This is a genomic window from Paenibacillus taichungensis (assembly GCF_047302525.1).
Classification (GTDB): domain Bacteria; phylum Bacillota; class Bacilli; order Paenibacillales; family Paenibacillaceae; genus Paenibacillus; species Paenibacillus taichungensis_B.
The window spans coordinates 6,462,524-6,484,837 of sequence record NZ_CP168020.1 but is presented as its reverse complement, the minus strand read 5'-3'; the positions used below and the strand labels follow the sequence as shown (position 1 = coordinate 6,484,837).

The window sequence follows — 22,314 nt, the reverse complement described above, 5'->3', positions numbered from 1 at the left end:
CTATCGTCTCCTCCAGACGTTAAAATCCTTTGCTGCGCGTATCTCTTGCCCGCTGACCGAATCCTTCCACCGAATTGGTTCCTCCACCAGCATCGCGGCGCCCACGAGTCTTCCGCGGTGTATTCTCCTTGATCGGAATGATCCAGGTGAACAGGGTTAACACACCAGATAAGATGAGCATCGCTCCGAATCTTACAAATGTATCACCAACCGTTGATCCGTCCAGACCCCATTCGAGCAGAAGTCCTGCCAATAAACCAGACACGGCACCACCAATTCCGAAACTGAGTGCTAGATGACGGTTATCGAATACAAGTCCGAGCGACACGCCCAGTGCGATACCAATCAACAGTAAAGCAGCCACTCGGAAAATAGCCAGATACGTACTGTGCTCCATCATGCCCGTACGTTCGGTCACCAGCGTTCGTTCATCAATCGTATCGTAAATTTGCTGGAATGCCAGATTAAGTCCCCCGGAATCTGGTACATCATAGTACATACCGCCCGTCTGCTGTGCGATATGACGCAGTAAGTCGGTTCCGGAAGGATCCACCAGACTCAGACCTACCGTATTGACGGCAATCTGTTCATTCGCATACTCAGACAAAATGCCGGATGTTTCTGCATCACTGAATCCATCGGATAGCAGAATCGCTACCGTTCCGCGTTTCGGGTCCTGTTTGCCCTTAATCTGCTCCATCGCTTCCCGCAGCACTGCGTCGAAATTAGTTCCGCCCGAGGTCGTCACGATGTCGTCTATTTTGCTGTACACCTCATTTTTGGCAGCTTCGCTGTCCAACGGGGTGAACGGCTGAAGTAGCTCGGGTTGATCATCAAAGGTAATCACCGCTACCTGTTTATCGCTTTCCATTTGGCTGATCAGTGTTTTGGCCGCTTCAAATCGGCCGTTATCTGGGTCTGTCTCACTCATACTGCCCGAGTTATCAATCATCAGCACGATATCCTTGACTTGCTTCACACCGCCTGGGTTAATCTGATAGAGCAATTGCAGGGCAAGTCCGACGACAAACAACAGCGCCAGCGTTGCCGGAACAAGCAGTTTCCAAGATAGTCCCAGATATCGCAGCTTCCAGGAAGCTCCGTTCAGCTTTGGCGAGATCATCTCTGCGAGTAAACAGAATAATCCCACGCTAAGCGCCAACACGCCAAAGTATAATCCCATCAGCAATAGACGGGGCATTTCCCCGAGCCACTGACGCAGCATGATTTCTCCAGCCGCAAAGCCCACAGCTCCGCCAATTAGGCTGAACAGGACCAGGAGAAGATTGATTTTTCGCTGCATGTTTGCATGCATCCTTTCCAAACCAGCCGATGAACGGCTGAATTAATACAAGATGTTGATGAAAAATGAACGTTTAATGTACTGGACGGAAACAGATGGATCGATCTGTACCTCCCTTCCGCCCAAATAAGATATCGCCTTATGTTTTAACGCATGGGTGACAGCTTCTCGGCCAGATCGGAGGGATGGAGCTCATAACCATTCTCCGTATACGAATCGTAATACACCCGACCATTGCGATACACCATCAGGTCTTCCAGATGGAAGCCTCCCATCAGATTCAGCTTCTCCACACCACTGCTTCGTTCTTCATATACCACACCCAGCTTATAGATCCGTGACGTTTCTTCGGCATACGCCGCGTAGTCCATGAAGGCACTATGGTGATCACCAAAGAAATATTTTTCTTCATAACGATGTTCCTGCGTATAGTCGAATACTCTTACCCGAACGACCGCCTGCTCCTCCAGTGTGCGATACAATCGGCGGAACAGATCATCACGGGTCAGTACATTTTTGTCGCCATAGGTAATTGTAACATTCGCCCGTAACAGCAATTCTTCTTCGAAAGGTACCCGGAGCGGTTCTGCTGTAAGCAGCATCACATGACATACCTCCATCAGGCGTTGCAGAAGTCGCTCGTTTCCTTCTGTGGCAAGCCGGTTCATATCCCCCATATGGCGGTCCTCAAACCAGACATCCCGTCCACGCTTTGCCTCCAAATCTGCAATCAGCGCTTCCGTCACTTTGCCATAATACTCCATTACATTCTGACCGATATATTCATCTGCAGCCGCTATGCTCTCTACCGCTGTCTCACGCAAAACACGTTCCAGTGTTGCCAGTGTTTCCGTTACGCTCCGGCTGAACGTATGCAGTTGTTCCATCTCTGTGTCGTAGACACGAAGCAGCTGCAATTCATTCTCCAGGCGCAGCAATTCAACTTTGGGCACATACACACGCTCCAGCAAACAATCGATCAGGTTCCGCACGTTCTGTTTGTCACGGAACAAGGCCCGTTTGAACGACTGATCCTCTACTCTCTCCTGCTGACGCTGCTCAAGCAAGGCACGTGCGGATTCAAGCTGCACCGATTTATCACGAATCAATCCAAGCAATGCCTCACGCACACTGCCGAACCCGTTGTCACTCCAGGCAGCCCACTGAAAATAGCCAACCTCAGGATGCTCCGTGCGCGATTGCTCGGCTTGGCGACGAAGGGAGCCTTCTGTGCTGCCCTGACGTACTCGTTCCTCGGCAAGACGGACCACATTATCACGGAAGTACGCCTCTGCCCCCTGCCCAAACAGTGCTCTCTCCGCTTCACGCAGCGAGAGCGGCTTCAGATCGGTGAAGCTGACGTTATGCGTCATTATGCCGCTCATGCCGCTCACCAGATCCTCATCGGGAAGAATCCCTTCCACTTTGCGCTCTACCGAAGCCCCATCCAGTCCGAAGAAGGCGAGCTTGTCCTTAATGCTCCACTCGGGTTCCTGCCGCATCCGTTCAAGCAAATAACGATACAGGTGATACAACACCGCGAGTGCAATGGGTTTGTTCGGCCGTCTAATCTCGGCAAAACCTGCGCTGGCGTAACCAAGCTGATCCGAGTTCGTACGAATGTTATTTTTGAACGACGTATTGTTATACGTATTGGCCCCTGTGCTTGAACCGGAGCTATCTGCATCCTGCTTCCGATTCTTGAGCAGACAGATTCGGCAGATGATCTCGGCATTTTCGATCCACCCGCCAGGTACGCCGGTTCCCCGCTCGTTTTTGTCTGACAAAATATATACGAGATCGAATAACGGAGAAGTGGGATGTACAACCGGAATGGAGATACCGTCCTCCGTAACCAGCAGATTGCCACTGAACGTATAGTCCAGCCCCTGCATGTAATCCAGTTCCCGCAGAAAAGCGAGTCCCGCCGCGCTTGCATATCCAAAGGAATCGACCTGCTCCATCTCGCTGACCAGCACATGCAAATCGGTCTGTACCGACTTGAAGGATTGAGCCAGTATCGTCTCGGTCAGCTTGGTAAGCTCCGGCAACAATACATTCAATGGATCATCTGCCCTGGTCACAACGGTCACGTAGATTCGATCGAACGATGAATATAGGCGTCCATATTCGGCAATACGATTACTCACCCGCCGCAAGGTACGATTCAGACCAAAGAGTGCCTGATCTGAATCGTGGAAACTGCGATGCACATCCTTGCGAAGCGTTTTGGAAGGTCGATCCGTCTGTATGGTGGACAAGGGAAGCACATGACGGGTCACCTGACCGTCATCAGAAGCGCTGCCACTCCTTGCATCATCCAAGCCGTCAGCGCGCGCATATCCTGAATGAGCACCCGCGCTGTAATGGTCATTCTTCGTTCCCATGGTGTCACGGTCACGATGACGGGCATCCTCTTGGTTCTCGGTCCCAATCTGTACATAGACTACGCCTTCTCCGTTATCCCACTTCAGCCGGTTGATTTCCTGGACAGCAGACACTGCCGGAGCGACCTGATCACCCACGAACAGGAACAACGCGGGGTAATGGATGCTGCTGCGACCATCACCCAGGCTGCCTTGACGCTCCTGCTCTGTTGCATACTGTGCCGCATACTTTTCCAGATTGCGCTTCAGGGCATTGTTCGAGCTGAACTCCATCCCGGCCGCCATCTTACTTCAGCCTTCTGCGAATGTCATTCAGTTTCGATGACATCGTTCTGTAGAACTGGTAGATGTCTTCCCCGTTCGCCAATTCCACTCGCTCGTATTCCAGACGATCACGGGATTCCATGAACAATGCAGCCAGATCATCCAACTTCGTAAGCAATGGCGTGATATCTTCGGAAGCGGTCAGGTCGTTATCGCGACGGGACGCTTTTCGCAGCAATGTGCTGCGATCCTTCTCCGCCAGTCCACGGAAATTGCCAAACACTTCATATTCGGCAAAGTTACGGCTCTTCATCAGGTTCGCAAACGGCTCCCATGCGTCTTCTTCCGGATCACGGTCATAGACGTACAACGCGCCTTTCTTCACGATAGTATCGGTGTAGAGTGCTTCGATGAAGCGGTCATACCACTGCTCCTCGTCCTGATGCTGGGCGAGAATACCTTCCAGCTCAGCGACTTTGGCTGAGATAGCGTTCATCTTCGCCAGTTCTTCACGTACCCGCGCGATCAGCTGCGGGGAACGCACCAGGTTTTCTTTGGCCATATCTTCATTAATACTTCCGAAAATGTCCTTCACCGACACCCTCGGCAATCCTTCGGATTGCAGGCGTTTCAATTCCATGACTGCCCGCTTCACTTCACCCAGGTTCGGCGTAGTGGACGTCAGGCGCATGTCGTAGGCACCGAGCTTCGCGGACAGGTCAAACGGTTCGGTCGTAACAACTGCATAACGGTTGCTAGTATTTTCGTCAATCGTTTTGGCTGTAACAATCTTGTATCCAATCGCCTGCTCGAATTCGGTACGTACACGGGCGTTATACTGCTTCACCCGGGCGTTCTCGTACACATCTCCCCAGGACTTTTCAGGGATTGGCGACGGCAGATAGGTCCAGTTATTCTTCTCGGTTTGCACCAGATGGCGGCCGATACCTTCTTTGTCCAAAATGGTACGTTCATAACTTTCCTCATATACTTTGAGCGGTGTATACACAAACAGTGGTACCCCGTTGCGAGTGTTCAGCCAGAAGATTCGGTTGCGCACTTCACTTTCCTTGACGGTAAAATGGGATTTGCCCACCGCATTGTTCTGATAGTTGCGAATCCCTCTCAGAATGCCCGGCGCCTGTGCTGGCACCGATACGAATCCCCAGGATGGGAAATGCAGACTGCCTGTGCTGTTGCTCAGATTGAACACCGGAACCGCCTCATCATCCAGTTTGCCTGCAATGAAGCGTTCCACGAATTTCTCGACCGACTCATCCTGTCCATACTTGATAACCAGGAAGTCCTCCATCGAGCGGGTAATCAGATCGCCGAACTTCTCGGTCAGGAAATCAGAGATGGAACTGACGATATCGATCTCGTTTTCTTTGACCCACTGGCTGGAGTTCTCCAGCAATTCACGCGAGAAGTCGCGGATTAGGTCATCCGTATCACGCTTGTCCAGCAGTCCATCCACCACACTGACGATATCCGGCACACTTACAACGTTCCAGTAATACGTTTTGTTGCCTTTGTGATCGGACTGTTCTTCGCCGCGTGTCAGGATATCCCCGTTTTTGGAGAAAATCGAGCTGAGTGCATTCAGCGTTTCAGTAAATACGTTATAAATGCGGCTGTTTTCCTGGTTCAGCAATTCGTACAGATCCTCGTAGAACTCGATCATCTGATCGTTGCGTTCCACATCGGCATGCAGCCAGTACTCATGAATTTTTGCTTCAATATAAGCATTCTTCTTCTTCTCTTTGGAGACAAACGCACTCTTCGCATCGCCCAGCTTCTCTTCGGACTGCTCTTGAGCGGCCTCAATGTCACGTGGAATGCGGAAGGCATTCTCACGCAGAGTTTCAATGTACGACTGAATCATCTTCAGTACACAGAAGCCTTTTTCCGTGTAGATCAGACGGGAGACATAGAACGGACCCTGTTCAGGATGCAAAAACATACGTCGGATCTGTTCGGTGAACTGACCCGCGATCTCACCCGGCAGTTGCTTCTTCGCCTTGATATATTCCTCACGGGCACGAGCCAGGAAGTTCTGCTCCAGTTCGGTGTCCATGTTCACGACCTGTGATTTCACCACATTGCCATAAGACAGACGCTCACTGTTCTGGTAACCTGGCAGCGGCTCCGGCACACGGGCTTCGAAGGACTTGACCACACTTTCGAGATCAATGCCCAGCTTGCGGGCAAACTTCTCGGTATCCTCCTGGTTCGGTGCTTTGGAGAACATGGTGCTCATTTTGTCGAACATGCGGTAAGCCAGATAGGTTGTCATTTCTTCAATCGGCAGTACCGCTGAGGATGCACCGATAATGTTGTAATCATAGTTGGCCGGGTAGGCTTTGTTCATCTGCGCAATGTTCGTACGAATGTTGCTAATATAATCGTGAATGGCAAACTCCTCGCCGGATTGCTTTTCCTCACTCGCCATAAAGTTGGTGATGTTCTCGGCGGTGACGTTCATGCAGTAATCATAAGCGTTCTCCAGCAGTTTACCTTCCGTGTTGGTTGCGGAAATCAGATGACACAGGTTAAACGGCGGTAGCGGTGAATTTACGGTCAGAATATTGCCGTATTTCTGAGAGAAACGCTCTCCCCGGCTATCCACGTTCATCCAGTAATCCAATTCCTTGAGCGCAGCGTAGCCATTCTTGCGGATATATTCACGAGTGTGTTCACTCAAGCTTTTGTTGGACAGGTTCACGTCTGGGGTGAACAGATATCCCAGTGTGTTCACGCGGTCAATCCCGGCAGAGCCGTGATCACGTTCGATAATCCCGCGCACGATATAGGAGATATCGAGGAAGCAACCACTGCCCGTACCGCCGGAAAGACCTGTCAGCAGGAACACCATCAGTTTTTTGTTGGTACCTACAGATAATGTTTTGATTTTTTTGTCGATCGCCTGCACGACCTGGTTAATCTTGGTGAAAAGCAGCAAACGTCCAGCTTGACGCACCCCTGCGGCGCCGTTCATGCCATCGGTGATGCTCAGTTCCGGAGACAGCCAGTCCGTAATATACGGCTCCAATACGCTGCGGTTCTGAAGTAGTCCACCAATTTCGGCATTGGACAGCAATACGAATTCATTAATTGGATCGAGTCCGATGCCTTTATACTTTTTGGCGCGATCCTGTTCGTTCGTTTCAAAAGCAAGAAATTCCACGTTGGACGGTTTGTCCATTTTTTTCTTGGATACCGGGTCCTGTGGCAGCTTGAAACGTCGGTTAATCTGGTATTTAAGACGCAATAGCGCATCAATACCTGTTCCTCCAAGACCGATAATCAGAATCGGGTTATCAATCGTATCGACTCTGATTTTCTCACTGACAATCCCTCCGCCAAGCGATACATCCAGTTGCTGAATATGTTCTCTAACAATCGGTTTCATTCGTTGTCCTCCCTTGGATTACACCAGATACTCAATTAAAATGGTCTTGTCCGCCTGTTGCAGCGGGATGCTCAGTCGGTCACCGTTCTTCAGTTCAACGCCTGAGCTTGCATCAACGGCACGGCCGGATTTCTCCAGCGTTCCGCCAGCGGTGTTACGGATTATAATTCGATCCCCATTGCTGGGTGTAAATACATATTTCTCGGTTTCCTTCAATTCAGGGTCCAGCTGTAACAGCTGGTGCAGATGGAATCTGCCCCGGAAGGATGCCAGCTTTTTATATTGCGGGTACGACTTGTCCCCGGTATTCTCATCACGAATTTCGACAACCATCTGTCCGACAAATCCACGGTTTTTGCGTTTCAACCAGCCTAGCAGGAACCATACACCCACAGCTACCACGATCAAGGCGATCACGCCCAAAATAACAGGCAACCATGGAAACGGCTTGTCCTGCTCGCCCGCAGGAGTCGTCGGCTGAGTTCCGCTACCGGCTGCTCCGCTCGCATTGATCGTAATCGGAGCACTTTCCCGGTAGAAGCTGTCTTCTTCTGCACGGATAACAAGCTCGTAGTTATGGTTGTCCGGCACTTCAAACGTTCCGGCGAACCCGGTACCCGTGTTTTCGAGCGGCTGTTCTGTGCTTTTGCCTGTATCCTGATCGTTTACGACCAAGGTCGCCTTCATATCGGCATACAGATCATTATCCTGCAGCGGCTGCCCTCCATTCTCCAGCTTGGCGGTCAGATCGACTTTGTCGCCCTTCGTATAGGACTTGGTCTTAATTGGGTCCACAACGAGCTGGAGATCATAGTTGAACAACAGGTTGATATCGATGCTGTCTTTCGGAGCCCCTTTTACCCGAAGTTTCCAGTCGCCTTCCTGAGGCTTGAGCAGCTTCACCAAGGAATAACTCTTCGAAGTTGAGAGCTTGGCTGCGTCAGAGTTCAGATCCACGGCCTTGCCCGAAGGATCGGTTAATTCAATCTGAACTTGTTTTGAAGACATGATCGAAATATTGGCTTCAAGTACACTGTCGTTCGGTACGTTCACGGTAACTTCCTGATAACTGCCGTTTCCTGTAATGGAGGGCAGCTTCACGACATTCAGTTTGGCATGATCGGCAAAAATCTCACTCAGAATCTGCGGCAGATCATCCGGCGTATCTGTAATAAAGGACTTGCCTCCAGTCTGCTGAGCCAGATCTGCAAGTGCGTCCTTGTTCAGTTTGCCGTCTGCGTTCAGTCCAATCGTATAGACGGGAATTCCCTGATCCTGTGCTTCCTTGACGGCCTTTGCCAGATCCGCATCGGACTGAGACTGGGTGCGACCTTTGGATTTGTTAAAATCGTTGTTGCCGTCAGCCAGCAGCACGATCATTGGCGAGTGAGATGCGTCTGCCCCATGGTTCAGCACATTCACTGCTTCAGCCACCCCGACAGAGATATCGGTATACGGCCCTCGGCCGAGCTGATCAATAAAATCTTTCAGGCTGCTCTTGTCCGCATCGGACTGAATCTCCAGCAATGCCTTTTCCCGCTCCACCTGATCGGTGTAAGCAACAATCCCTACCTTGTCCCCCTGGACCGGCAGCATATCAATAAACATTTTCATGGCTTCATTGCTGATCTTGTCACGGTCACTTGTATTCATTGAATTACTTACATCGGCTACAAGTACCGCATCGATTCCGCTTGTCTGTGCCTGAGCCGCTGCAGCATGTGGCAGCAACGCCTGAGGTAGCAGCAGCGTTAGAAATGCCAGCAGAACCAGAGTTCCGCTGAGCCAGCGTATTTTGCTTGTCCGCAGCATTGGGTGTACTCCTTCACGTTTGAGATTAAAATGGGAATAGTTTATTATAGGCGTCAAGCCTTAAGGAAATCTTAACAGTCTACTAATAAATTCTGAAAAGCACCCCTATCTTCAGTTACAGTTTTGTAATGACTGACAAAAATCGACGAATTCACGTCATTAACTGGCATGAAAGTTCCAACTATGGAAATATGATATAGTTATTGCCAGCAAACTGCAATATAACGACGCTTGATCAGTAAACATTATCGTCTATAAGATGAATATATGAATCACACGCTAACGCAGAGGGCAAAAAGGTTGTTCTGCCATCGAAGTGGCTCGAGTGTGCAAACAATAGTTCATCTTATAATATAAGCAAAATGATCAAGCCATAGAAAGGAACGGATTATGGTTACATACGGATGCCTCGCCATATTGTTTCTTTTTGTCATTATAAAGGTGATTGCGTTCCTGCTTCATCGGCGCAAACCCGTTTCCAGGGAAGATGCGGATCGAACCCTCTACACTATTCTGAATGGCGAGCGTGATTGAGCATGAGCACTAAACAAGTTGTATCCATCAGACCTTTTATAAGAACAACGCATGCATTTCAAAAGTTGCGTGTCTGCAAGCGGTGCGGCCAGTATACCTGCCTGTGGGAGGATCACTGTACCGCCTGTGGACGCGGCACCCTTGCTACTGTGGAAGAGCGTGCCTCTTCCCGCGTCAAACGCCGGATCGCACGCGACCTGTTCATCACGGTAATACTTGGTGCAGTCGCTACCTATTTTGGTGAAACCATAGACCAAACGATGGCGGCGGCCAGCGTCTCCCTGCTACTTTTGGCTGGATTGATCTTCATACAAAAGCGATCCTTCCAAGTTGAACAGCAGCGTGAACTCAAACGCATGCTGCGTCAGGATGAGGAAGCGATTCGCCAAGGTATTAACCGGAATTGGGCTCTTGTCGCAGAAGCGCGCAAGCAGGATGAAGCGCTAGCCTATGAAATGCTCAGGGAGATCGGTTCACTCGTCTATAACGACCGGATTCGTCTGCAGCAGGTTGCGCTGCTGCAATCCTTCGTGCTGCGCAGTGATATGGACCTGCAGCTCAAACCTCTGCTGCTGCGCAGCTTCGAGCGGCTGCTCGCTGAATATATCGGTGAAATCGCACGGCTGAAGCCCGAATTGGTCCGTGAAGATGCGATCCGGTATATCGCCACGTACGAAGTGAATATTTTGCAGCTGCACAACGGGATTCAGATTCTGACGGCTGTAGCCGCCGCTGCTGTACGCAAGAGTAAATATATTGAGTTGTTCCCAAGTCTTATTACCCGCTACGCGCGCTTTATGCCCAAAGATCGGTTTATGCGGCTCTATCGAACTCTGGAGCTGTATCCTGGTAAGGCACGCGGTGGTCTGGCGGAGTCGGTTGGTCGGGTGTATAACGAGAAATATCGGGATTCGTACGCAGATGTTCGTGTGTAGAGCTGATGTATATGGACTCGAAATGTAAATTAGTGCAAACTCAATCCCTGTATATAGACGAACCAAAATTCGTTTACCCCTGCATGCGTACTGGAATTACGTCTGACATTGTATAGTTTTTATCATATAAGCTTCGACGAAAAAACACCCCATCCTTAGGTCTAGGATGAGGTGTTTTGATATTTGGAAAATGTATGGCGTTCTTCCAGACTACTTGCCATAGGTTTTATCGTTATTACCGCCCGCGACGAGAATCGCGGCGGTCGCTCTTGGCTGGCCCACGTCCTGCGGAGTCCGGTCGGCGTGAACCTTCACTGCTGCGCCCGGAGCTGCGCTTGTCGGCGCTACGGCCGCCCCAGCCGCTGCTGCGCTCATCGCCGCTGCGACCTGCACCACGCCCGCCTTGACCCGCTGCACCGCGACTGCTGTCGCTGCTGCGCGCGGAACCACGGCCTGCGCTGCGCTCGTCGCCACTGCGGCCGCCACTACGACCACCGCTGCGTCCACCTTCGCCGCCACGGGAACCACCACGACCACCACGTCCGCCTTCGCTGCGGCCGGTACGACCTGCGCCGCGACGAGCACTGCCAGTCCCAGCGGAGCGTCCGCCAGAACGTTCTTCATCATCCTGACTGTTGATGGAACGTCTATTTGCACCAGTTGATGCTACCGGACCTTCACTTGTCCACTGGATACGGGACAGCTTCTGATTGGTGCCTTCCTCAATACGAGCAAGCTCCGGTCTGTCGTGCTGTGTTGCAAATGTCACGGCAAGGCCCGTGCCGCCAGCACGACCCGTACGGCCGATCCGGTGGATATAGCTTTCCGCATCATGTGGCATATCGTAGTTGAATACATGCGTTACGCCTTCAACATCCAGTCCGCGTGCCGCAACATCCGTAGCAACGAGGATTTGCAATTTCGCGTCGCGGAATGCTTTCATTACGTTCTCACGCTTGGATTGAGACAAATCACCATGAAGTTCATCGCTCGCATAACCTGCTTCACGCAGATCTTCATTCAGCTTGGATGCACGGCGCTTGGTCCGGCAGAAAACAATCGCCAGGTACGGGCGATACGTATCAATCATGCCGCGAAGTGCCTCAAGTTTGCCACGATCCGTACACTCCAGCACCTGCTGGCGAATCTGATTGATCGGAATCACAGACTTGGAGGATACCTTCACATCCTCCGGGTCTTTCATGTAGTTCTTCGCCAGGTTGCGAATGCCCTTCGGCATCGTTGCCGAGAACAGCATCGTCTGACGTTTGTGTGGCAGCTCACTAAGAATGGTCTCTACATCATCCAGGAAGCCCATGTGCAGCATTTGGTCGGCTTCATCCAACACGAGTTTCTTAACATTATCCAGCTTCAACGTGCCACGACGCAGATGGTCCAGGAGACGTCCCGGCGTACCAATCACGATCTGTGTTCCGTTTTGCAGTTTGCGGAGCTGTTTGTCCACATCTTGTCCGCCGTATACCGCGAGAACATGCAGTTTATCGTCGTTTGCAGTCAGTTTCTTCGCTTCTTCCGTAATTTGCAGCGCCAGCTCCCGCGTAGGGGCAATAATCAGTGCTTGCGGCGAGCGGTCGGATACGTTAATTTTCTGAATAATCGGCAGCAAAAAAGCTAACGTTTTCCCTGTACCTGTCTGTGCCTCAGCAATAATATCGCGCCCACCCAGCAATACCGGAATCGAACGTTCCTGTACCGGAGTCGGCACGGCGATGCCCTGATGTTTCAGGATCTCGCACCATTCCGGGCGAATGCCCAGTTGTTCAAAGTTTGCCAATCGTTACACCTCTGTTTATTCATTTAGATAAGTCCATTTCATAATTGCTTTCACTTGGCTTCAATCAAGACTAGTTTTCCGTATATCAATCATGATTATGAAATGAATTTTTTAAAAAGCAATCGGTCCGTTGCTCTTCTTCTCCATACCCTGTAGTTTACACGTTAGTCAAGCAAAACAAAAGGGGATCAGGCGTTACTTTCCTGCATTTGTCCACAAATGTCCCGGATCGTTGTATTTAAAGCGTTAACGAATCATACAGACCTTATACCGCAGTCATGGCACTCTAAGAAATTGTGACGAACTTCAGCCACGCTATAGACCTCAACTAACTAAGCATTTTGCTGACGTATACAAAAAAAGGGCCGTCCCTGTCATGATCCATCATGACTTGCAGGACAGCACCTTCACCGTCTATAAATGTTATTCATTTGGATTCAGCTATAGCTATTAAATTACGAACTGTGCCCTTGCACCGTGGCAAATCCACTTTTTTCAAGCAAACGAAAGCTTTCCTCGTTCAGTCCGCGCAGATGTACCGTTTTGCCCAGCTTCGCATATTTGAACTTCACTTTACCAATGGCAACAACCGCCGTGTTATCCCAAATATGTGATCCCCCAAAATCAATCGTGATTTCCTGCGGATCAGCCTCAGCATTGAACTCATCGACGAAGCGGGAAGATGAACCGAAGAAAAACGGTCCGTGCACACGATACACCTTCTGCCCCTGCTCCTCATTTGCCTGCACACGAATCTTGGTCTGTTTCCAACCAAAATGAAGCACACTAAGCACAACGCCGACCATCACACCGATGGACAGATCGTGGGTATACACTACAATTGCAACCGTGATGATCATGACAATGGCTTCCGCCCGTGGCACACGCGCAATGTTCTTGATGGAACTCCAGTCAAACGTACCGATGCACACCATAAACATCACACCTACGAGTGCACCCATCGGCACCTCTTTCACCACACCACTGAGCAATAACAACAATATGGCCAGAAAAGCCCCAGCCGTAAATGTCGATAAACGACCCCGGCCACCAGACTTCACATTAATAACCGACTGTCCAATCATCGCGCAGCCACCCATGCCACCGAAAAGGCCATTAACAAAGTTGGCAATCCCCTGACCACGTACTTCACGGTTTTTGCTGCTCTTGGTCTCGGTCATTTCATCCACAATCGTTGCTGTCAGCAAAGATTCCAGCAAACCTACCAGAGCCATCGTGAACGAATAAGGCAGCAGAATCATTAGCGTATTGAGGGACCAGTCGATATTCGGCAGATGGAACATGGGCAGGGTACTTGTGAGATTCCCCATATCACCTACGGTTTTGACATCCAGATGTAATAGAGCCGTAATGATCGTCATGATTACAATAGCAATCAGTGGAGCCGGAACACTTTTGAAAAACCGTGGCAAAATATAAATGATCGCCAGCGTACCCGCCACCATCGCATACATGATCCAGTTAGCGCCCGTGAAATGGGTAAGCTGCGCCATAAAGATGAGAATCGCCAATGCGTTCACAAACCCGGTCAGTACCGAATGAGGCACAAATGTAATAAACCGACCAACCTTGAAAATCCCCAGAATAAACTGAATAATACCTGTCAGAATTGTAGCGGCAAACAGATATTCCACGCCATAATCCTTGACGAGCCCTACCATCAGTACCGCCATAGCACCCGTTGCTGCCGAGATCATGCCCGGTCTTCCGCCCGCAATCGAGATCACGATGGCAATTGTAATTGAAGCATACAATCCAACCATCGGATCGACACCCGCAATGATCGAGAAGGCAATGGCTTCCGGAATAAGCGCCAGCGCTACCGTAATACCTGCCAGCACATCTCCGCGAATGTTACCAAACCATTGTTGTTTTAAAGTATTCATATCGTCCTTTGCCGGTCCTCCTACGTATTTAAACTCAAATTTGTCTTATCGCCTGAATGGCAATGGAAGGGTTCGTGACTGACCAACTACAACAGACAACAACACAAAACAGCGGAATAACCTCCCGCAAAAATGTGCCTGTATAAGTTGAAAACATGTTGGATTGACTATGATCCGAATAAGTTATCCGATATCATGTCTGAACATGTCTCATCCGTTCCAGTGTGCACCTATTATTTACACTACAACATTCAGGTGTCTTGCTTTCGAGGCATCGTGAGCCAATCACAATTTCTCTAGGTTTTCCCCTCTCAGAAAAACCGGGTCCGTTAATGTACTGACCTATTATTATAGTCCCAGTGTCTCTTCTACACGAACAGAGTATGTATCCATAATTGCTATATTATCTTGTATTATCTCTTATTTATGTAAAATAACTCAGTTATGCTCTGTTTATCTTGTTTAAGTATCACTAATCCATGCCCAAACCAAAAAAGCCGCTAATGCTCCCCTGCCAGGAAACGTTAACGACTCTCTTGATTATGCCTATACTAGAATCTCCCCGATTTAAATATCGAATAGAGCAGGAAGGCCACCATCAGAATGGCTACCAGAAAACCGATCTCAATGACCGGAATATCCCACAGCATGGTTGACTGGTGACTGATCGAAGAACCGATGATCAATCCAACCATAATGATACAAAATGCGAGCAATACAATACTGAAAGACAGCCGATTACTGATCTGGTCCATTCTGCGCATGAGCGCATCCAGTTCAGGGACACTGATCTCCAGTCTCAGCTTGCCTTTGCTGATGATCGATGATATCTGTCTCAGCTGTCCCGGAAGACCCATGACACTCTCAGCCATATCCGCCGCACTGCGAAACAGACGATTCTTGATCCTCCCAGGATTGAAGCGTTCCTTGATCAGCTTTCGACCAAAGGGTTCTGCCATGTCCACAATACTCAAGGAAGGATCGAGATGTTCGATGACACCTTCCATAGTGAGTAGCGATTTCCCGAGCAGCAGAATGTCGGCAGGCATTACGACCCGATGTCGCTGGGCCACGCCGAACAGATCATTCAATGCTTGACCCACGCTGATTTTGGAAAAGGGAATATCGTAGTATTTGCTACGCAGCTTGTCCAGATCGCTATGAAGTCCACGCAGATCCATATCATCTGGCATCATGCCCAGCTTCTCAATCGCCCGGATCATGCTGTCCGTATCTTTGCGCATTAATCCGATAATGAGCGAAGCCAGATGCTGCTTCATTTCATCACTCAAACTGCCCACCATGCCAAAGTCGATAAAGGCCAGCCTGCCATCCTTCAATACCATCAGATTGCCTGGATGTGGATCGGCGTGAAAGAATCCATGAATGAAGATTTGATTCAACAACGAATCCACCAGTCGCTGCGCAATGTTATTCAGATCATGCCCACGGTTAATCAACTCGTCACGGTCATTAAGCTTGATGCCCTCGATGTACTCCATTGTAAGCACACGTGAAGACGTTTGATCCCAGTAGATCACCGGTATTTTCACTTTGTTATCCTGCTGATATTGCTGTGCGATCTTTTCCGTATTACGGCCCTCGACCGTATAATCCAGCTCGGCCATCAGTGCCTGAGCGTACTCTTCTACCATTTGCGGAATCTGATATTGCTTCACCCAATCCCAGCGTTTCTCCGCCATGGATGTCAATTCTCGCAAAATATCCAGGTCGCGCTGAACGATACGCGATATGCCGGGACGCTGGATCTTAATAGCTACGGCCTCACCGCTTCGGAGCTTGCCCAGATGCACCTGTCCAATACTAGCCGCAGCCACAGGGGTATCCTCGAACCGGGAAAAGATCTCCTCCAGCGGTGTATCCAATTCCTGTTCCAAAATACCCCGTGCCGTCTCCGAGGAAAACGGCGGTACCTGATCCTGCAGCTTCACCAATTCCCGGATCACAGACTCAGGCAACAAGTCTGACCTTGTGCTTGCCAATTGCCCCAGCTTGACGAAAGCCGGCCCCAGCTCCTGCAGCACGAGTCTTATGCGTTCACTCAGCGTCTTGGTGGTGTGGGCTTCACGCGACATCCACCGCCGGGGTATAGCCAGCAACTGGAACAAGCCCAGCTCTTCGACCATATAACCGAAGCCATGACGCACCAGCGCCATGGCAATTTCCCGGTATCTGCCGACATGTTTGATTCGCACAGCCATCTACTCGATCTCGTTTCCTTTGAGAGGAGGAACTTCAAGTGGAGCTGGGGATACATCAGGTTGAAGCTGTGGTGTGTGACCCAGATCCGCAAGCTTTTTCTCAAGGACGGCAACACGCTGTTCCAAACTGGTTACATCACTCTCGGATGGAACGCCCACTTCCTGAAGGACGCGCTTGACCTGTTCGTGAATCACTCTTTTGAACTGGCCCTGCTCTTCATCGCCCCGTTCCATCAGGCGTTCGACCAACGCTTTGGATTCACCAGGCGCCAGTTCCCCGCGCTTGACCAGATCATCCACGGTTTTCTCAATTTTCTCCTTGCTTACAACAGTAAGACCGAGCCCTAACGAGATTGCCTTTTTGAACAAATCGCTCATTCTTGTCATCCTCCTCTTCGTTGATCTCTTTAGTATACCCCTAATCAGCTGCTCACAAAAGAAACGGTCCGGCTATACGTAGCGCGCAGCCCATTTTCCTGCCTGCAGAATTAACTGACGATAGGTTTCATGTGCAAAAGAAGGTACGTGATGTCCTGGCATCAGGTAAACAATACGTCCAATACCATATCTATGCGCCCAAGCTGCGGGCTTCGGCCCTTCTTCAGATTGATACTCAAGCAGAACTTTCGTTTCGGCAAACGAACCGAACTCGAACAGATAAGGCTCTTCTTCCATCGTAAATCCCGAAATGCCTTCAGTCACCGGATGACTCTCTGCCGTTACTGTGAACTCCAGTGGTGCATAAGGTGGATGATGCAGGAATTTGGCGCCGATCATCTGCTTCAGCTCATAACGATTTTGGAGCGAAATTCCGTTATGTATAATGACCAGCCCACCTCCATTACTAACATAGGACAATAAGCCTGCTGTCTGCTGTGGAGAGACTTTCCCCTTCCAATCGTCCATGTAACAAATACACACATCAAATCCAGTTATATTTTCTTGCAGTAGCATGTTGCGATTCTCACTGCACTGCACAGTCATAGTATCGTGAAAAATCCGACTAATTTCCGCATCCACACCTTGCAGTGGATGCCAGTCTGGATGAGTATAATCACCAAGTAACAACGCTTTTTTACGATGATCCATCAATAAAAACTCCTTTCAAATTACCTATAACAGAATTACCAAGGAAGTACATCCCCCTTGTAATCTACATACGCGGGCTGATCTCCCATGAACTCCTTATGGCGATCGATGAGTGCTGTGATATGCTGAGCCGATTGATCTGGCGTAAGGTCCGCAGCGGTATTCAATTCCCCGCTCATATAACTCTGTACCCAGCCGGGATGTATCAGCATCACTTGCCCACCCTCATTCTTCAGACCATTATGCACAAGGCGGGCCTGCATGTTTAACGCAGATTTGGACATGCAATAGGCAAACCATCCATCTCGGCTGCACTGCTCAATACTGCCTGCCTCCGAAGATATATCGACAATTAGCTTGTTTGTCCCTTGAAGAAGGAGGGGCAACAGGGCATGTGTCACACGCAATGTCCCCAAGGTATTTACGTTGAATACTTCTACCATCTCCGCCATATTTAACGGTCCGCGGATATGATCCGTAATACTTCCTAGTATAGCCGCATTATTGATAAGCATATCTAAATGCTCTGTATCCAGCTTAAGTGTCTCCGTGAACAAAGCTACGGACAAATCATCCGCAATGTCCAGTTCGATGGCGCGTAAATGTTTCGGATAGGCATCCGTCAGAAGACGAATCCCTTCGGACTCTTCCATGTCCAACCCTGCCGCATAAACGATATAACCTCTCTTCAGCATTTGTGCTGTCAGAGCCAACCCCAGTCCCCGGGCCGCCCCGGTTACACATACGGTTTTCATCATGCTGTCCCTCCCTCACAAGCTTAATCTGTCTTTAATTCATTCCACATTATTATCCAAAAACCTTTAATTATGAATGGGTACAACTAACTTCACGACCAAAGTCTCAGGTGAATTCCCTTGAATCAGAGTCGTTCAGCTTATAGAGAATGAAAAAAAAGTTCTGACCCATATATCGGATCAGAACCGAGTACGACTTGGCATCATAAATACGTTTCATTCAACGCATCCATATGGGTCCAGATGGGTTCATATATTACTACAGAAGATGAGCCTTATCCGCAGATCGAGCAGCGTAATAACGCCCCAGTTCAACGATTAGTGCTCCCATCTTCTCATCCTCCGGGACCACGAGCGCCTCAATACCTTCTTCACGCATCGCGTTTGCCGTAACCCTGCCCACCGAAGCAGGCACCACGCCTTGACGGAAGGCTTCCTGCATGGATTCGAGCTTGCCCCTTGACGCCGCGTATTCAACCAAAAACCGTACTTGCGGTCCACTTGTAAACGCGACAGCATGCACCTCATGCAGCAAAATTTCATTCAACAACTGTTCTAGTTCACCCTCTTCGGGCGGGACGTGACGATAAGGAAGTACCTGACGTACTTGAGCCCCTTGTTCTTCCAGCCACCCGACCAACTTGGGCGCAGTTTCCCCGTGCAGTTGCAACATTACCTTCTGTCCCTTAAGTTCATGAGGCGCAAATTCACGAATCAGCCCGTCTGTGCTGCCATCATCATCCCGCACCAGCGGGGTCAGTTTACGTTTTCGGAGTGCATTGACTGTTTTGTACCCTCTTGCTGCAATCAAGGATTCCGATAATACGTCCAGCAATTGATCAGCAATCTCCATATCCTCAGCCATATCAAAAATAGCGTCCAATCCCATACCCGTGGTTAACACCGTCCAGTCTGGCGGGTCGGATATCCAGGATACCAGACCATCCCGAATATTACGATCGTCCAGAAAAACAGTGCCCTGTGCAGGTCGGACTAGTGGAATCCCGCCCATTTTCTCAACCAGCAAGGACATCTCTTTGGATTTTCGTGGTCCTGTCAATGCTACACGTATACCTGCCAAATGTTGAGCCATCCATGTTCCCCCCGTTAATTCAGCCGAATCTCATCAGTCTGACTACAGTATACAGGGTACTTCTATGGAGGGAAACCGAGTTTCCCCTCTTTTCGGCGGTTCATCTATAACGATTTTTGATGGGATATATCAGGAAGGCTGCAATTCTCCACCCTGATGACCTTCACGTTTCCCTTTGTCAGGTTCATCTTGTTCCTGTGATGCTTTCCCTTGTTTATCCTCTTTTGGTTGCTGCTTTTGCTTCTGGTTATCCGTTGCCCGTCGATCATTCGTGCTTTTTTTGTGGGGACGAAGGAACACGAAAAGTATGATGGGAAACAGCACCTCGAACACAATCGCAATCCATGTCCATTCTCGTGTAAAGCGAAAAAGTTGGATCGCATTTTTGAAAAACCAGAAACCGCAGACATATCCGACCAAAGCAACCGGCCCCGTCATGATCTTACCTGAGACTTTCGGTATCATTCGTTTCAGTCCCCAACAGACAAAGTACAGATCAAATGCAATTTTTGTAATCATCATAGGAAGGGTTGCCGCTGCTAGTGCAAGGTCAAACCGATCAAGGAAATCACTGATTTGCAGTTGCCTTGCAAGCTCGTAGGAGGGATATACCAGTCTAGATGCGATTGGTACCCCCACCGCCAAGATGGTTTCGATGATAATCAGCATCATTACCAGGGCTGCAATCGTAATCCCCCACATGACCGACTTGAATCGGAAATCACTGCCTTTGATTACAAAAGGGATTGCAATCATCTCTCCAAAAAAGGAAAATATGTACCAGCTTCCCTTGCCAACACCAGCAACATCGATGTCAAAATACGGCTTGAGATTGTCCATGTTTATTTGCTGAATGAGCATAACCGGCACAATCAACGAATTCAGCAGAAACAAAGTAACATACAGTTCGGACATCCCTATTAAGGACCCCAACCCTCCCCTTACGATAAAAACAGCCATGACCAACAGGGTCAATACAACTATGGAAATGGGGGTCGTCTCCAGTAAGGTAATACTTACATAGTCACCGATTAGCCGGATATCACGGGCAAATATGAAGAGAAAAAACAAAATATACAACATGCCTGTCACACGACCCAAAAAGGGGAAACGCTCCACCAGAGATTCAAACAGATCCTGCTTGGGGAACCGTCGCTGAACACGGCTTAGCATCCATAGTGATGCTACCATGACAAGAAACACAGGGATATAGGATAAATAGGCGTGCTGTTCAGCATAAAAAATAGCTTGTGCATGGGGCTGCATCATCGTACCTGTAATACTGAGCAGAATGATGAGCAGTACCAACTGACGACTGGTCACTCCCTGATTCATGGAATACCTCCTTTCTGTCTTATCTTTCTTGCTTCGAGATTCGTTGAAACAAGCCTTACGGTAACGGTAGCCAACGCTGAATCAATTGGGTAAGCCATGTCGTGACGAAGACTGTTTTGCTCAAATTCGTTACATAGAACCAAATCCCGGCGCTGATAGCAATCAGTCCGTAGGATAACCAGCGATTAATGGCCGCTGCCTGCTTCAAATGTTTGAAGTCCATGATAATTACGGCAACGACTATACCCAAATAAGTGAACAGCAGCGGCTTAATCATGGACAATATCCCCCTCTTGTAATCCAATCGGTTTAATGATAACCCCTACATTTTCAATAATGATGTGTGGTTCAACGATTACCTTTACATCCGGATAAATATCATCCCACCGATCCTTTATTTTTTTCCATTCCTGGGGGAGTTGCTGATGAATGGAACGACCCAGACCCAAAATGTCCGCAGGATATTGTTTTTGAATCAGCCTGATACCTTCCTTAATATCATCTTCAATTTTCTGGTGAAGGGCCTGAGTAAGGCTCTTCATTTCCTGGGCTCGCAAATCACCATAATTGGATTCGTTATCTATCATGACTCCCTTCGCATACAACTCGATCGTCACCGTGACTTTCCCGTTTTCAACATGAGGGTGCAAAGATGAGTTATTCTCGTTCAATTTAATGAACACATCACCTTTTCCACGCGGAACCTTTACCATCACTTCCGGCTCATTGGCTTCACCCATAGCCAATATAAGTGCATCAGCGGGAGCCTTTTCAATCATGCCTATCAGTTTGTCCTTCTTAAAGATAGCGATTCCATCTAACTTGATGTTCGTCTTGACGTCCTTCCAATTGCCCGGCACATTCGTAACGGTCGAGGCGACAGGAAGAAATGGATCTACCCCTTCGGAAAGAATCGCATCCGTGAATGTCTTGAGCGTACGTGGCCTGCGCATATTCAGGAAGCACAATTCGCGCACCATTTCTGAGGGAAATTTTTCAATTGGTGCATCAGTATCCAGCACCTTATAAGCAGGCCCTTTGGTAACAACCGGTAATGCAGATAAACGGTTAAGCGGGTAACGCGTATATAAATCCAGCATGGGGGCAACGCCATAGCGGGCAAGGTCCTCTCCGATCAGTATGGCACGCCGATGGGCATAATAAAGTTCACGAGAAAGTGCCTTTTGACCCTCAATAGACGTTCCGCGCAAGGTTTTGGCTGTATTGGACAACATGAACCAGGATTTGTCTCCGCTTGTGCCTCCACCGCCACCCTCACTCCCGGAGGAACCGGACTGACCGGGGAGAGCAATTTGCAAACTGGATCTGTAATTGTTCTCCTCCTTATCGATCGCGAGACCAATGACAAAAGCGATATCATTAATTTCCTTCCGATCCCAGCAACCTGATATGAAAATAGTACATAGGAGCATGATGGCGACAACATGCCGTTTATGAATAAGGAACATGT

General features: G+C 49.3%; 15 protein-coding genes. 1 reads left to right on the top strand and 14 read right to left on the bottom strand.

The genetic code is table 11. The features are described from left to right. Window positions 1-19: 19 nt before the first annotated feature. The 4 genes from ACDJ58_RS29415 to ACDJ58_RS29400 all read right to left on the bottom strand — a co-directional run bounded on the left by ACDJ58_RS29415 (window position 20) and on the right by ACDJ58_RS29400 (window position 9,178). A complete protein-coding gene (locus ACDJ58_RS29415) occupies window positions 20-1,303 on the bottom strand; it encodes a vWA domain-containing protein (RefSeq protein WP_413374250.1) in 1,284 nt (427 codons plus the stop codon). 146 nt (window positions 1,304-1,449) lie between these two features. After that, window positions 1,450-3,975, bottom strand: coding sequence for a transcription initiation factor TFIID (locus ACDJ58_RS29410; RefSeq protein ID WP_413374249.1), 2,526 nt, complete (start codon window positions 3,973-3,975; stop codon window positions 1,450-1,452). Between the two features lies 1 nt (window position 3,976). Beyond that, on the bottom strand, window positions 3,977-7,366 hold the full coding sequence (locus ACDJ58_RS29405; RefSeq protein WP_413374248.1) for a tubulin-like doman-containing protein: 3,390 nt from the start codon (window positions 7,364-7,366) through the stop codon (window positions 3,977-3,979). Between the two features lie 18 nt (window positions 7,367-7,384). Next, the gene (locus ACDJ58_RS29400; RefSeq protein WP_413374247.1) at window positions 7,385-9,178 is read right to left on the bottom strand and encodes a vWA domain-containing protein; all 1,794 of its coding nucleotides are present in this window, start codon (window positions 9,176-9,178) and stop codon (window positions 7,385-7,387) included. A gap of 536 nt (window positions 9,179-9,714) precedes the next feature. Between ACDJ58_RS29400 and ACDJ58_RS29395 the strand changes: the two genes are divergently transcribed. After that, entirely contained in the window at window positions 9,715-10,647 is a 933-nt protein-coding gene (locus ACDJ58_RS29395) for a hypothetical protein (RefSeq protein ID WP_413374246.1), read from the top strand. A 235-nt stretch (window positions 10,648-10,882) separates the two neighbouring features. Here ACDJ58_RS29395 and ACDJ58_RS29390 read toward each other — a convergent pair whose 3' ends face one another. The 10 genes from ACDJ58_RS29390 to ACDJ58_RS29345 form a co-directional block, all read right to left on the bottom strand. Beyond that, window positions 10,883-12,442, bottom strand: a complete 1,560-nt coding sequence (locus ACDJ58_RS29390) for a DEAD/DEAH box helicase (protein WP_413374245.1) — start codon at window positions 12,440-12,442, stop codon at window positions 10,883-10,885. A 455-nt stretch (window positions 12,443-12,897) separates the two neighbouring features. After that, entirely contained in the window at window positions 12,898-14,349 is a 1,452-nt protein-coding gene (locus ACDJ58_RS29385) for a SulP family inorganic anion transporter (RefSeq protein WP_413374244.1), read from the bottom strand. Between the two features lie 551 nt (window positions 14,350-14,900). Continuing rightward, a complete protein-coding gene (locus ACDJ58_RS29380; protein WP_413374243.1) occupies window positions 14,901-16,571 on the bottom strand; it encodes an ABC1 kinase family protein in 1,671 nt (556 codons plus the stop codon). Then, window positions 16,572-16,949, bottom strand: coding sequence for a phasin family protein (locus tag ACDJ58_RS29375; RefSeq protein WP_413374242.1), 378 nt, complete (start codon window positions 16,947-16,949; stop codon window positions 16,572-16,574). A 72-nt stretch (window positions 16,950-17,021) separates the two neighbouring features. Next, window positions 17,022-17,660, bottom strand: a complete 639-nt coding sequence (locus tag ACDJ58_RS29370; RefSeq protein ID WP_413374241.1) for a ThuA domain-containing protein — start codon at window positions 17,658-17,660, stop codon at window positions 17,022-17,024. A 35-nt stretch (window positions 17,661-17,695) separates the two neighbouring features. Next, the gene (locus tag ACDJ58_RS29365; protein ID WP_413374240.1) at window positions 17,696-18,418 is read right to left on the bottom strand and encodes an SDR family oxidoreductase; all 723 of its coding nucleotides are present in this window, start codon (window positions 18,416-18,418) and stop codon (window positions 17,696-17,698) included. 256 nt (window positions 18,419-18,674) lie between these two features. Further along, complete coding sequence (locus ACDJ58_RS29360) at window positions 18,675-19,508, bottom strand: uroporphyrinogen-III synthase (RefSeq protein ID WP_413374239.1); 834 nt, start codon at window positions 19,506-19,508, stop codon at window positions 18,675-18,677. Window positions 19,509-19,637: 129 nt separating this feature from the next. Then, a complete protein-coding gene (locus ACDJ58_RS29355; RefSeq protein WP_413374237.1) occupies window positions 19,638-20,843 on the bottom strand; it encodes a GerAB/ArcD/ProY family transporter in 1,206 nt (401 codons plus the stop codon). Between the two features lie 55 nt (window positions 20,844-20,898). Further along, complete coding sequence (locus ACDJ58_RS29350; protein ID WP_413374236.1) at window positions 20,899-21,120, bottom strand: hypothetical protein; 222 nt, start codon at window positions 21,118-21,120, stop codon at window positions 20,899-20,901. Next, window positions 21,113-22,312: a Ger(x)C family spore germination protein gene (locus tag ACDJ58_RS29345; protein ID WP_413374235.1), complete on the bottom strand. Its 1,200-nt coding sequence runs from the start codon at window positions 22,310-22,312 to the stop codon at window positions 21,113-21,115. Before ACDJ58_RS29345 ends, ACDJ58_RS29350 begins: the two co-directional genes overlap by 8 nt. Window positions 22,313-22,314 lie beyond the last annotated feature (2 nt).

Excerpts from the sequence above, each read along its gene's own strand:
- ACDJ58_RS29415 (WP_413374250.1), bottom strand. The coding sequence starts at position 1,303 with ATGCAGCGAAAAATCAATCTTCTCCTGGTCCTGTTCAGCCTAATTGGC.
- ACDJ58_RS29410 (WP_413374249.1), bottom strand. The coding sequence starts at position 3,975 with ATGGCGGCCGGGATGGAGTTCAGCTCGAACAATGCCCTGAAGCGCAAT.
- ACDJ58_RS29405 (WP_413374248.1), bottom strand. The coding sequence starts at position 7,366 with ATGAAACCGATTGTTAGAGAACATATTCAGCAACTGGATGTATCGCTT.
- ACDJ58_RS29400 (WP_413374247.1), bottom strand. The coding sequence starts at position 9,178 with ATGCTGCGGACAAGCAAAATACGCTGGCTCAGCGGAACTCTGGTTCTG.
- ACDJ58_RS29395 (WP_413374246.1), top strand. The coding sequence starts at position 9,715 with ATGAGCACTAAACAAGTTGTATCCATCAGACCTTTTATAAGAACAACG.
- ACDJ58_RS29385 (WP_413374244.1), bottom strand. The coding sequence starts at position 14,349 with ATGAATACTTTAAAACAACAATGGTTTGGTAACATTCGCGGAGATGTG.
- ACDJ58_RS29380 (WP_413374243.1), bottom strand. The coding sequence starts at position 16,571 with ATGGCTGTGCGAATCAAACATGTCGGCAGATACCGGGAAATTGCCATG.
- ACDJ58_RS29375 (WP_413374242.1), bottom strand. The coding sequence starts at position 16,949 with ATGAGCGATTTGTTCAAAAAGGCAATCTCGTTAGGGCTCGGTCTTACT.
- ACDJ58_RS29370 (WP_413374241.1), bottom strand. The coding sequence starts at position 17,660 with ATGGATCATCGTAAAAAAGCGTTGTTACTTGGTGATTATACTCATCCA.
- ACDJ58_RS29365 (WP_413374240.1), bottom strand. The coding sequence starts at position 18,418 with ATGATGAAAACCGTATGTGTAACCGGGGCGGCCCGGGGACTGGGGTTG.
- ACDJ58_RS29360 (WP_413374239.1), bottom strand. The coding sequence starts at position 19,508 with ATGGCTCAACATTTGGCAGGTATACGTGTAGCATTGACAGGACCACGA.
- ACDJ58_RS29355 (WP_413374237.1), bottom strand. The coding sequence starts at position 20,843 with ATGAATCAGGGAGTGACCAGTCGTCAGTTGGTACTGCTCATCATTCTG.
- ACDJ58_RS29350 (WP_413374236.1), bottom strand. The coding sequence starts at position 21,120 with ATGATTAAGCCGCTGCTGTTCACTTATTTGGGTATAGTCGTTGCCGTA.
- ACDJ58_RS29345 (WP_413374235.1), bottom strand. The coding sequence starts at position 22,312 with ATGTTCCTTATTCATAAACGGCATGTTGTCGCCATCATGCTCCTATGT.